Annotated in this window: 11 protein-coding genes and 1 riboswitch; of the genes, 4 read left to right on the plus strand and 7 right to left on the minus strand. The window is 71.2% G+C overall.

Features of this window, described 5'->3' with window-relative positions; genetic code table 11:
- Positions 1-20: 20 nt before the first annotated feature.
- The gene (locus RNB18_RS09740) at positions 21-485 is read right to left on the minus strand and encodes an Asp23/Gls24 family envelope stress response protein (protein WP_280856739.1); all 465 of its coding nucleotides are present in this window, start codon (positions 483-485) and stop codon (positions 21-23) included.
- An 86-nt stretch (positions 486-571) separates the two neighbouring features.
- On the opposite strand from RNB18_RS09740, the gene RNB18_RS09745 reads away from it, so the two are divergent.
- A complete protein-coding gene (locus tag RNB18_RS09745; protein WP_311713727.1) occupies positions 572-1,288 on the plus strand; it encodes a nucleopolyhedrovirus P10 family protein in 717 nt (238 codons plus the stop codon).
- Here the strand turns inward: RNB18_RS09745 and RNB18_RS09750 are convergent.
- The 3 genes from RNB18_RS09750 to RNB18_RS09760 form a co-directional block, all read right to left on the minus strand.
- The gene (locus RNB18_RS09750; RefSeq protein ID WP_311713728.1) at positions 1,285-2,097 is read right to left on the minus strand and encodes an enoyl-CoA hydratase/isomerase family protein; all 813 of its coding nucleotides are present in this window, start codon (positions 2,095-2,097) and stop codon (positions 1,285-1,287) included. The genes RNB18_RS09745 and RNB18_RS09750 overlap by 4 nt on opposite strands.
- Before the next feature lie 130 nt (positions 2,098-2,227).
- Positions 2,228-2,449: a helix-turn-helix domain-containing protein gene (locus RNB18_RS09755; protein ID WP_004002281.1), complete on the minus strand. Its 222-nt coding sequence runs from the start codon at positions 2,447-2,449 to the stop codon at positions 2,228-2,230.
- A 362-nt stretch (positions 2,450-2,811) separates the two neighbouring features.
- Complete coding sequence (locus RNB18_RS09760; RefSeq protein ID WP_057618221.1) at positions 2,812-4,410, minus strand: ABC-F family ATP-binding cassette domain-containing protein; 1,599 nt, start codon at positions 4,408-4,410, stop codon at positions 2,812-2,814.
- Between the two features lie 271 nt (positions 4,411-4,681).
- Here RNB18_RS09760 and RNB18_RS09765 point away from each other — a divergent pair, with 271 nt between their 5' ends.
- Complete coding sequence (locus tag RNB18_RS09765; protein WP_311713729.1) at positions 4,682-5,095, plus strand: VOC family protein; 414 nt, start codon at positions 4,682-4,684, stop codon at positions 5,093-5,095.
- 1 nt (position 5,096) lies between these two features.
- On the opposite strand, the gene RNB18_RS09770 is transcribed toward RNB18_RS09765, so the two are convergent.
- From RNB18_RS09770 to RNB18_RS09780, 3 genes are all read right to left on the minus strand, one after another.
- Positions 5,097-6,494: a hypothetical protein gene (locus tag RNB18_RS09770; RefSeq protein WP_311713730.1), complete on the minus strand. Its 1,398-nt coding sequence runs from the start codon at positions 6,492-6,494 to the stop codon at positions 5,097-5,099.
- A 157-nt stretch (positions 6,495-6,651) separates the two neighbouring features.
- Entirely contained in the window at positions 6,652-7,827 is a 1,176-nt protein-coding gene (locus tag RNB18_RS09775) for an alpha/beta hydrolase (RefSeq protein WP_311713731.1), read from the minus strand.
- A gap of 332 nt (positions 7,828-8,159) precedes the next feature.
- Positions 8,160-8,849: a class II aldolase/adducin family protein gene (locus tag RNB18_RS09780; RefSeq protein ID WP_311713732.1), complete on the minus strand. Its 690-nt coding sequence runs from the start codon at positions 8,847-8,849 to the stop codon at positions 8,160-8,162.
- Between the two features lie 193 nt (positions 8,850-9,042).
- Here RNB18_RS09780 and RNB18_RS09785 point away from each other — a divergent pair, with 193 nt between their 5' ends.
- Entirely contained in the window at positions 9,043-9,792 is a 750-nt protein-coding gene (locus tag RNB18_RS09785) for a lysozyme (protein ID WP_311713733.1), read from the plus strand.
- 153 nt (positions 9,793-9,945) lie between these two features.
- Positions 9,946-11,160, plus strand: coding sequence for an inorganic phosphate transporter (locus RNB18_RS09790; RefSeq protein WP_311713734.1), 1,215 nt, complete (start codon positions 9,946-9,948; stop codon positions 11,158-11,160).
- Positions 11,161-11,217: 57 nt separating this feature from the next.
- Positions 11,218-11,357: riboswitch (cobalamin riboswitch) on the plus strand.
- Position 11,358: the final 1 nt, after the last annotated feature.

Raw genomic sequence — 11,358 nt, forward strand, 5'->3', positions numbered from 1 at the left:
TCCCTGAAGGTGTGGTCCGGCTACTGGAGCCGGGTCTCCGGCTCCTCGTCCTCTTCGTCGGGCAGCTTCACGTCGCTCACCGCGATGTTGACCTCGACGACCTCCAGGCCGGTCATTCGCTCCACCGCGGATACGACGTTCTCCCGCACGGCCCTGGCCACGTCGGAGATCGAGACGCCGTAGTCGACGACGATCTCCAGGTCGAGCGCGGTCTGCACCTCGCCGACCTCCACCTTGACCCCGCGGGTGGCGGACTTCGAACCGCCGGGCACCCGGTCCCGTACCGCCCCGAAGGTGCGGCTCAGCCCGCTGCCCATGGCGTGGACGCCGAGGACGTCGCGTGCCGCGAGTCCGGCGATCTTCTCCACGACACCGTCGGCGATGGTGGTCCGCCCGCGTGTCGCCGCGTCGCCGCCGCCACGCTTGGTGGTCTTCCGCGGCTGCACCGACGACTCCACCTCGGTGTTCTGCGTCATGTCGGTCATCGCCATCACCCCTTTCGGTCGTCCTCCTTCGACCACCGTATGCGCGGTTGCGCGATCGCGCGCCGGAGATGCGGCAGGCTGGAGTAATGACGGCGGAGCAGTGGGCACGGACGGTGCGGCATCAGCTGGGGCTGGGGCGGCTGCTGCCCCTGGGAGGACCGCGCGACGGAGCGTGGATCTCCGAGGATGCGGCCCAGGGGGTGCTGCGAGCCGCCGTGCGGGAGCTACCGGATGTACGGCTCGGCGGCGTGCGCATCGGGCTCGCCGATCCGGAGGACACGCACGAGCCCGCCGTACCGCCGCCTCCGAGCGCGCTGCCGCCCGGCCCGCTGCGGGTCACGGCGGAGTTCGAGGCCACCCCCGCACGGCCGCTGCCGGTGACGGCGGAGCGGCTGCGCACGGCACTCGCCGGGGCGGCGGAGCGGCTGCTGGGGCTGGAGCTCGGCGAGGTGGACCTGCGGGTGACGGCCCTGGTGGACGAGGACGCGGAGCGGTCTCCCGTACGACAGCCCGAGCCGCCGCGTGCCGTGGAGGCGGGGCCGGGCGACGAGGCTCTCGCGGCCGGGGCCGCTCTGTCGGTGTCCGGTGTGGACCGGCTGACCGGTCTGCTCGGGCGGCCGGTGCACATCGCGGACCGGGAGACCGGGGACGGCTCGCTTCCGCGCCGCCATGTCCGCGTCGAACTTTCGGTGGGCGCGGACCGCCGGGCCCTGGACGTGGCCCGGGAGGTCCGCGCCGCCGTGGGAGAGGTGCTGTCGGACCGTCCGACGGTGGCCGTGCTGGTGACGGGCGTGGCGGACTAGTCACCGGCTCCGGCGAGGTCACGCAGCCGTCGGGTCTGGGCCGCCCGTTCGGCGCCGCGCTGCTCGTCGTAGGTGCGGTCCTGGGCACCCCGCAGCAGCGCCTTGGTCTCGATGACCGCGTCGCGGGGGGCGGACAGGAGTGCGGCCGCCAGGTCCTGCACGGCGCCGTCGAGCTGGTCGAGCGGTACGGCGAGGTTGGCGAGGCCGGTGTTCACCGCCTCCTCGGCCGTGACGAAGCGCCCGGTGGCGCAGATCTCCAGCGCCCGGGCGTATCCGACGAGGCCCACCAGGGGGTGGGTGCCGGTGAGGTCGGGGACCAGGCCCAGGCTGGTCTCGCGCATGGCGAACTGCACGTCGTCGGCGACGACGCGCAGGTCACAGGCGAGGGCCAGCTGGAAGCCCGCCCCGATGGCATGCCCCTGCACGGCGGCGATGGACACGACGTCACTGCGCCGCCACCAGGTGAAGCCCTCCTGGAACTGAGCGATGGCGGCGTCGAGTTCGGCGTCACCACTGCGGGCGAGGTCGATGAACGACGGCTCGCCCTCGATCCCCTCGGGCGTGAACATCTGCCGGTCGAGCCCGGCGGAGAAGGACTTGCCTTCGCCACGCAGCACCACGACCCGGACGGAGCCCGGCACCAGCCGGCCCGCCTCGGCGAGCGCCCGCCACAGAGCGGGGCTCTGGGCGTTGCGCTTTTCCGGGTTGGTCAGCGTCACCGTGGCGAGGGTGTCCTCGACGGTGAGCCGTACGCCGTCCTTGTCGAGCAGGGGAACGAGTTCCTGGCCATCCTGGCTGGACGTCGCCATGGGGTGCCTCCGATGAGTGCGGTCATCCTCCGTGCCGCAGGACGGCACAGCTAAGTGACTGCACAGTAACCACCCGGTCAGTCAGCCGACCGACCGGGTGGTCACCATCGAAGCCGATGGGCCGCCCGGTTCAGGACGATGCGGCCTTCTTGCCCCGCGTCGCTCCGCCACGCCCACGAAGCGTGACGCCCGATTCGCTGAGCATCCGGTGCACGAAGCCATACGAGCGGCCGGTTTCCTCGGCCAGTGCCCGAATGCTCGCACCGGAGTCGTACTTCTTCTTCAGGTCTGCCGCGAGCTTGTCGCGCGCGGCGCCGGTTACCCGGCTGCCCTTCTTCAGAGTCTCGGCCACCCGTGCCTCCTCATGGGAAGTGCGCTCTGGTCCCCTCATGATCACCCCTCCGGGGCGCGATGGCCACCCATTCGGCAAGGTCCGTAAGACAGGGTTTTGACGACAGGAGCGCATCCCCACAAGCGGAATCTGTAATTCCACCCAGAGCTGTTCGTACCGCCGAACGGGTTCCTTTGTGAAATGCCAGGTCAGCGACGTACGACGGCCGAGCCCCTGTCGATAAAGGGCTCGGCCGTGAAATCGATGTAGGACACACCTCGGTACGAGGAGATCTCACACAGATGATGGATCACCGGTGGGCCGAATGATCCATACGCCGTGGATCACGCCGTGGATCACGCTTTCGATCAAGCGGCGCTTACTCAGGCGAGGGCGACGAGATCCGCGTAGTCGGCGCCCCACAGGTCCTCGACGCCGTCCGGCAGCAGGATGATCCGCTCCGGCTGGAGCGCCTCGACGGCGCCCTCGTCGTGGGTCACCAGGACGACCGCGCCCTTGTAGGTGCGCAGCGCGCCGAGGATCTCCTCGCGGCTGGCCGGGTCGAGGTTGTTGGTGGGCTCGTCGAGGAGGAGGACGTTCGCCGAGGAGACGACCAGGGTGGCGAGCGCGAGGCGGGTCTTCTCTCCGCCGGAGAGGACGCCGGCCGGCTTGTCGACGTCGTCGCCGGAGAAGAGGAACGAACCGAGCGTCTTGCGCACCTCGACGAGGTCGAGGTCGGGGGCCGCCGAGCGCATGTTCTCCAGGACCGTGCGCTCGGGGTCGAGGGTCTCGTGCTCCTGGGCGTAATAGCCGAGCTTGAGGCCGTGGCCGGGCACGACCGCGCCCGTGTCCGGCTGCTCGGTCCCGGCCAGCAGGCGCAGCAGGGTGGTCTTGCCCGCGCCGTTCAGGCCCAGGATGACCACGCGTGAGCCCTTGTCGATGGCCAGGTCGACGTCGGTGAAGATCTCCAGCGAGCCGTACGACTTCGACAGGCCCTCCGCCATCAGCGGGGTCTTGCCGCAGGGCGCGGGCTCGGGGAAGCGCAGCTTGGCGACCTTGTCCTGCTGGCGCACCGCGTCGAGGCCGGCGAGCAGCCGGTCGGCACGCTTGGCCATGTTCTGCGCGGCGACCGTCTTGGTGGCCTTGGCGCGCATCTTGTCGGCCTGCGAGTGCAGGGCCGCGGCCTTCTTCTCGGCGTTCTGCCGCTCGCGCTTGCGGCGCTTCTCGTCGGCCTCGCGCTGCTGCTGGTAAAGCTTCCAGCCCATGTTGTAGACGTCGATCTGGGCGCGGTTGGCGTCCAGGTAGAACACCTTGTTGACGACCGTCTCGACCAGGTCGACATCGTGGGAGATCACGATGAAGCCGCCGCGGTAGCTCTTGAGGTAGTCGCGCAGCCAGATGATCGAGTCGGCGTCGAGGTGGTTGGTCGGCTCGTCGAGGAGCAGTGTGTCGGCGTCGGAGAAGAGAATCCGGGCCAGTTCGATACGGCGGCGCTGACCACCGGAGAGGGTGTGCAGCGGCTGGCCCAGCACCCGGTCGGGGAGGTTCAGCGCGGCGGCGATGGTGGCGGCCTCGGCCTCGGCGGAATACCCGCCCTTGGTGAGGAACTCCGTCTCCTGGCGCTCGTACTGCCTGAGCGCCTTCTCCCGGGTGGCGCCCTGGCCGTTGGCGATGCGCTGTTCGTTGTCGCGCATCTTCTTCAGCAGTACGTCGAGGCCGCGCGCGGAGAGGATGCGGTCGCGGGCGAACACGTCGAGGTCGCCGGTGCGGGGGTCCTGGGGGAGGTAGCCGACCTCGCCGGAGCGGGTGATCTGACCCGCGGCGGGGATGCCCTCGCCGGCCAGGCACTTGGTGAGGGTGGTCTTCCCCGCGCCGTTGCGGCCGACCAGGCCGATGCGATCGCCCTTGGCGACACGGAAGGTGGCGGACTCGATGAGGACTCGGGCGCCGGCGCGCAGCTCGATACCGGAGGCGGAGATCACGGACAGACTCCAGGGCGGATTCGGGATTGACGGGTGGGCGGCTGAGGACGTTCCCGCCGTCTAATGCGCGAGGAGAATGGCCATGGGCCAAGTCTAACGGGGGCGTGCAAGCACTTTTCCTTGCTTCGGTGTTGGGTTGGTCTCGCTACGGGGCGGTTCGTGGTTGCCGTCGGGCCGTTGTCAGTGGTCGCTGCGAGACTGGTCGGCAGAGGCAATTCCCGGCATGCGCCCGGCTTCCGATCCGGCGTTTGATCACAAGGGAGTGATCGGCATGGCAGGTACGAGCGGTGGGCGTCCGAGCATCTACCCGACGCTGCTGTACACCGACGCGAAGGCGGCGATCAAGCAGCTGACGGAGGCCTTCGGCTTCATCGAGCTGTCGGTGTACGAGGGCGAGGACGGCTCGGTACTGCACGCCGAACTGGTGCAGGGCAACGGCGCGGTGATGCTCGGCTCGAAAGGCCGCGGCGGTGTCTTCGACGCGGCGATGAAGGACACGGGCACGACCGGGGTGTACGTCGTCGTGGACGACGTCGACGCACACCACCGCCGCGCCGTGGAGCACGGCGCGGAGATCCTGATGCCCCCGACGGACCAGGAGTACGGCTCCCGGGACTACATGGCCAGGGACACCGAGGGCAATGTGTGGAGCTTCGGGACGTACGCCCCGGAGATCCACGCCTGACTCATCCTCCCGTGTGCACCTGGAACGCGGCGCGGCGTACGGCCTTGGCGAGGGCCGGGTCGGGGTGGGCGGCGGCGAGGGCGACCAGGACCTGCACGGTGCGCGGGTGACCGACGGCCCGGACCTCGTCGAGCAGTCGGGGGACGGTCGGCTGGAGGGCGGACTCCAGGTGCCGCACCAGCATCGGGGCCTCGCCGTGGTCGGCGACGGCGGCCGCGGTGTCGACCCACAGCCAGGTGGCCTCTTCCCGGGTGAGCACCTCGTGGGCGTCCTCCGGGTCGATCCCGTCGTGCTCGGCCAGCCACAGCAGGGCGTACGGCCGCAGGGTGGGCTCGTCGGCCACGGAGCGGACGTCGGGCTCGGCCGGGGCGCCGACGACGCGCAGGGCCTCGAAGGCGAGTCCACGCAGCAGGGCGTCGTCGCCGCGGGCGGCACCGAGCAGCTCGGTGACGGCGCTGCCGACGGGACGGGCCGCGAGCCAGGCGCGGTACTCGGCGCGGGCCGCGTTGGGGCGCAGCTGTGCGCAGCCGCGCAGCATCTCCTCGGCGGCGACCTCGATGTTGCCGGCCGGGCTCTGCGCGGCGACGCAGATCTGCTCCAGCTTGACCCACACCGCCCAGCTGCCGAGCGCGGTGAGGGTGGCCTGGCCGCCGCCGTAGGTCAGGGCGCCGACGGAGGCGAGGGCGCGCAGGGCCCAGTCGAGGAGGGGAGCGAGGGGGGCGTCGGCCGTCTCGGGCTCCTCCACGGGCTCCGGCTGGGGACCGTAGGGGATCTCGCAGCGCTCGGTGCGCAGTTCGGTGACGCGCTGCTCCAGGAGGTCCAGGAGCTGCTCCACCGGGACGGGGCCGGCCGACAATTGGAGGAAGGAGAGCACCTGGGGCATGGCCGAGACGACCTCGGCGACGGCGGCGGGCTCGCGGTCGGTGGGTTCCGGGGAGGCGAGGGACCAGGCGTCGAAGAGGGCGACCCAGCCGCGCAGTACGGCGCTGTCGTCACGGTTCCAGGCGCGCAGCCGCCAGCCCGGGCGGGCGCTGTCGCCATGCACCTCGATCAGACCGGCGAGGCGGGCGGTGTCCCAGGCGGCGCGGACCTGAGCCGCGGTCAGGCCGAGATCCTCGGCCGCGCGCCCGGCTGTCTCGTCGGAGAGGGCGCCCTTGCCGTCGGAGCCCGCGCCGTCCCTGCCGGGGCCCAGGGCGCCGTCGGCCCAGCGCGCGACGCGGGCCGCGTCGGCCAGACCGGAGCGCGCCATTCTGGCCAGTTCCGCGGGGGCCGGTGTGCCCTCCGGCGGGCGGGGCGCGGGGCGGCGTGGGCGCCGTTGGTTCACGGCTGAGGGGGCGGCGGCCAGGGGTCGCGGGCGGACGAGTCGAAGCCTGGAGTCGCGCGGGATACGGGACGTCACGGGTGCAGTCTTCCGGTTGACGGTCCGAAAACCCAAACGGAATGCCACCGCGCGCGACGGGGCGGGTCGACGCCGGGGCCGCGCGGAGGGGCATACGCCGAGATCAGGCCAGTAGTACGGGCTTAAACGGAACCTGTGGGACCGGGGCGCCCGCAGGTCACATCAGGGGGGTGAGGAAACGGCGCAGTGCCTCTTCGTAGCCGCTCGGGTCGGCGTTCCACATCGCCGCGTGGGGGGCCTGGCGGACCGTGTGGAGGGCGATCCGGTCGGGGTGGGTGCCGGCGAGACGGCGGGAGAGGTCCCAGGGGGCGATCGTGTCGTCCGGGCCGTGGAAGATCAGGGTCGGCGGCGGGGGCCGGTCGGGGCCCATGTCGTCGGCCCGGGCCTCGCGGCCGGCGTAGGGGACGGTGCGGTCCGCGTACAGGCCGAAGTGGTCGCTGGGCAGTCCGGTGCGGCCCTGTGCCGCGCGCACCGCGAGCGGCAGGAGGACGCCGGGGGTGTGGCGGGCCGCGGCGAGGGCACGCAGGGTCCGCTCCCAGCTGAGGACCGGGGAGTCCAGGACCAGCCCCCGCACGCGGTCGCGCAGGCCCGAGTGCGCGGCGGCGCGCAGGGCCATCGTGGCGCCGGTGGACCAGCCGTGCAGGACGAGTTGGCGGGCGCCGTGGCTGACGGCGAAGCGCATGGCCGCGTCCAGGTCGCGCCACTCGGTGTCGCCGAAGTGGTTCAGGCCGTCGGGCGGGCGGGGGGCGCCCGCATCGCCGCGGTAAGCGGGAGCGAGGACCGGGAAGTGGAGGCCGTGCAGGAACTCCATGAGGTTCATGGCCTGTTCGCGGGTCGTGCCGAGGCCGTGGACCGCGATGACCCAGGTGTCGCGCATGCCGGGGACGAACCAGGCGGGCAGGGTGCCGAGTTCGCCCGGGATCTCGACGTCGGTGTGGTCCAGGCCGAGGACCGACTTCGGGTTGCCGACGTACGTGTTCGGGGTGAGCCAGACCTTGTCGCCGGGTTCCAGGCTGCCGTGGGTGACGCGTTCCAGGCGGCGGACGACGGTGTCGGCGGAGTGCGGTTCCGCGGTGAGGACGGGGCCCACGACGGCGTGGGAGGCGTCGCCTGCGAGACCGTAGGTGCCGGGGCGGAGGGCGGCGAGGTCGCGGGTGAGGGTGATACGGCCGGCGGCGATGGAGTGAACGGTGAGCTGGGGTTCGCCGGGCAGCGGGCGGCCCGGTGACGCCTTCAGTCCGGCGTCGCTGGCGATCCTCCCGGCGACGATTCCGGCCGTGCCGGCCGCCAGGGCTGCGGTGACGGCAGCGGCCGTCGCTTTGACAGTACGCACACCTTCAGTGTCCTGTCGGACCCGGCCGACGGCCAGTGGGCGTGCCTCCGGCGGTTGGGCGGGGGTGCCTGCGGGGGCCTGCGCGGGTGCGGCCCCGGTGGGGGCTTGTGTAGCGCGTGGGGTTCGGTTGGTGGGTCGGGGCCGGGGTGGGGGGTGTCCGTCCCCTGCGCTCCGTACGCGGCCAACGGCCCGTCGTGGCGCACGGTGCGGCGAGCGGTTCGTCGTGGGGCCGGTGACTGCAACTCCCCAGGGGCGCGGGGAACTGCGCGACCAGCCCCCACCCGCCCGCAGCCGCCCGACAACCCGACCCGGCACCCCCATAGGCGCCCCGTTCAAGCCCCGCGCTGCCCGTACCCCCGCAACCGCTCCCCCGCTTCCGCCACCTGTTCCTCCGTCAGCAGGTTCGGGGTCAGGCCCGGTACCGCGCGGGCCGTCAGCCACAGGTGGCACATCCATTCCAGTTGGGCTGTGCGGTCGTAGGCCTGGGCGAGGGTGCTGCCGTAGGTGATCGTGCCGTGGTTCTGGAGGAGGCAGGCGGAGCGGTCGGCGAGGGCGTGGAGCATGTTCTCGGCCAACTCGTCGGTGCCGTAGGTGGCATAGGGGGCGACCCGGACGGCGCCGCCGAGCGCGCCGGTCATGTAGTGGATCGCGGGGAGCTCGGACACCAGCGTGGAGACGGCGGTGGCGTGCACCGCGTGGGTGTGGACGACCGCGCGGGCGTCGGTGCTGCGGTAGACGGCGAGATGCATGGGGAGTTCGCTCGTCGGGACCAGGCTGCCGAGGACCTGTCGGCCGTCGAGGTCGACGCCTGTCACGTCGTCCGGCGTGAGGCGGTCGTAGGGGACGCCCGAGGGCGTGACCAGGACCGTGTCCGCGACGCGCACCGAGACGTTCCCGGAGGTTCCGACGACCAGTCCGTCGGACACCGTCCGGCGGGCGGCGTCGACCAACTCCTCCCAGGCGTCCGCCTCCTCGGCACCGACACCCCGTACGTCCCGTGGATCCCGCCGTTCCTCAGCCATGCCGCGATCCTGCCAGCCGTGGCGCCGGATCGCCTCGGGCCGGGGCACTGTAGGGCGCACACCCGAGCTCCGAAAGGGCGCATTTCCGTATACGCGCCCCTCTCTCATGGCTTGGCCGGAGATCGCCCGCAATTCGATTATCTTCCAGTAATCTCTGGGCTTTGTTGTGCACGACGCCATTCCGGGGGGACACATGGCCCGTGATCGCAAGCCTGCCCGTCACCGAACCCGCGCCCTGGCCGTGTCCGTGGCCACGCTCACCGTGGGAGGCACGGCGCTAGTCGGGACACCCGCCTCGGCGGCGAGCCCGCCCAAGGGGCACGACGTCTCTTCGCACCAGAAGAACGTCGACTGGCAGAAGGCCAGGGCCAAGGGCGCCAAGTTCGTCTACGTCAAGGCGACCGAGTCCACGAACTACCGCAATCCACACTTCGGTCAGCAGTACAACGGCGCGCGCGACGCGGGCATCATCCGCGGGGCGTACCACTTCGCACTGCCGGACAAGTCGTCGGGCAGGACGCAGGCCGCGTACTTCGTACGCAACGGCGGCGCCTGGTCCGCGGACGGCTGGACCCTGCCGCCCGCGCTCGACATCGAGTACAACCCGTACGACAAGAAGCACAAGTGCTACCGCATGACCAAGGCGCAGTTGGTCGGCTGGATCAAGTCCTTCAGCAACGAGGTGAAGCGGCTCACCGGCCGCCGCCCGGTGCTCTACACGACCGCCCACTGGTGGAACACGTGTACGGGTGGCAGCGGCGCCTTCGCCTTCGACCACGCGCTGTGGGTGGCCCGCTACAACTCGGCGGACGTGGGAACGCTGCCCGCCGGGTGGTCGTACTGGACGATCTGGCAGTACGAGAACAGCGGCAGTCTGCCGGGTGACCAGAATCTCTTCAACGGGTCGGCGAATCAGCTGAGGAGGTTCGCCACGGGGGCATAGCCGTGGGGCGTACGGGTCGCGCGGGGGCCACGAGGTCCGGCACCGCCGTAGCGGAAGAATCCGGTCACCGCACGGCCCGCCTCAGTTCACCTTCCGTTCATCCAGGTTACCTACGTTCAATGCGCCAATGACCTCGAACGATTGCCTGGGTAAATGGAAAACTTCTCGCTGATCCTCGCGATTGTGGTGGTAACCGCACTCGCGTTCGATTTCACGAACGGTTTTCACGACACCGCCAACGCGATGGCCACCACCATCTCGACCGGTGCACTCAAGCCCAAGGTCGCGGTGGCCATGTCCGCCGTGCTCAACCTTGTGGGCGCTTTCCTCTCGGTGGAGGTCGCCAACACGATCTCCAAGGGTCTCGTCGACGAGACCGGCATCCGTCCCGAGGTCATCTTCGCCGCCCTGGTCGGCGCGATCCTCTGGAACCTGCTGACCTGGCTGGTGGGCCTGCCCTCCAGTTCCTCGCACGCCCTCATGGGCGGTCTGATCGGCGCCACCATCGCCTCGGCGGGCATGGGCGCGGTCCACGGCGACGCGCTCGTCACCAAGGTCCTGATCCCGGCGATCGCGGCACCGATCGTCGCGGGCGTCGCCGCCATGCTGGCCACCCGCCTCTCCTACACCCTGGGCAAGAAGGCCGACGGCAAGGCCGCCGCGAAGGGCTATCGCACCGGCCAGATCGCCTCGGCCGGCCTGGTCTCGCTGGCCCACGGCACCAACGACGCGCAGAAGACGATGGGCATCATCACCCTCGCCCTGGTCGCCGGCGGTGTCGTCGCGCCCGACTCCGACCCGCCCACCTGGGTCATCCTCTCGGCGGGTCTCGCCATCGCGCTCGGCACCTACCTCGGCGGCTGGCGCATCATCCGCACCATGGGCAAGGGCCTGACCGACCTCCAGCCGCAGCAGGGCTTCGCCGCCCAGACCAGCGCGGCCACGGTCATCCTGGCCTCGTCCCACCTCGGCTTCTCCCTCTCCACCACGCACTCCGTCTCCGGTTCGGTGATGGGTGCCGGCCTCGGCCGCAAGGGCGGCGTCGTCCGCTGGTCCACGGCCACCCGCATGTTCGTCGCCTGGGGCCTGACGCTCCCGGCGGCGGCCCTGGTGGGCGCCCTGGCCGAGTCGGTCACGGACCTCGGCGACTGGGGTACGGCGGTCGTGGCGGTCTTCCTCGTCGTCTCCAGCGCGGCGATCTGGAAGATCTCGCGCCGCGAGGTCGTGGACGCGTCCAACGTCAACCACACCGACGAGCCGGCCGGCGTGGTGACCACGGCGATCGCCGCCGTGACCCCGCCTCCCGCGGGCACGGTGACCGAGACCCTCACCGCCACGATCCCGGCCCCGCCCGGCCGTCTTCCATGAACCGGCGATGTGGGGTTCTGCACACTCCCCCGCCGCAGGTCAGAAGCAAGTTGACGGTTCTCGAAGGGCCGTGGTGGACTGCCGGAGCCATATACGGCGGCAGAAGAGGAAGCCGGTGCGAATCCGGCGCGGTCCCGCCACTGTCACCGGGGTAGGTAGCCCCGGGAGCCAGGAACTCTCGCCGCCGGACTCGTCGAA

Source organism: Streptomyces doebereineriae (genome assembly GCF_031845645.1).
Lineage (GTDB): Bacteria > Actinomycetota > Actinomycetes > Streptomycetales > Streptomycetaceae > Streptomyces > Streptomyces canus.

Bases quoted from the DNA above. Each gene is read 5' to 3' on its own strand.
- RNB18_RS09740 (WP_280856739.1), bottom strand. From the start codon at position 485: ATGACCGACATGACGCAGAACACCGAGGTGGAGTCGTCGGTGCAGCCG.
- RNB18_RS09745 (WP_311713727.1), top strand. From the start codon at position 572: ATGACGGCGGAGCAGTGGGCACGGACGGTGCGGCATCAGCTGGGGCTG.
- RNB18_RS09750 (WP_311713728.1), bottom strand. From the start codon at position 2,097: ATGGCGACGTCCAGCCAGGATGGCCAGGAACTCGTTCCCCTGCTCGAC.
- RNB18_RS09765 (WP_311713729.1), top strand. From the start codon at position 4,682: ATGGCAGGTACGAGCGGTGGGCGTCCGAGCATCTACCCGACGCTGCTG.
- RNB18_RS09780 (WP_311713732.1), bottom strand. From the start codon at position 8,849: ATGGCTGAGGAACGGCGGGATCCACGGGACGTACGGGGTGTCGGTGCC.
- RNB18_RS09785 (WP_311713733.1), top strand. From the start codon at position 9,043: ATGGCCCGTGATCGCAAGCCTGCCCGTCACCGAACCCGCGCCCTGGCC.
- RNB18_RS09790 (WP_311713734.1), top strand. From the start codon at position 9,946: ATGGAAAACTTCTCGCTGATCCTCGCGATTGTGGTGGTAACCGCACTC.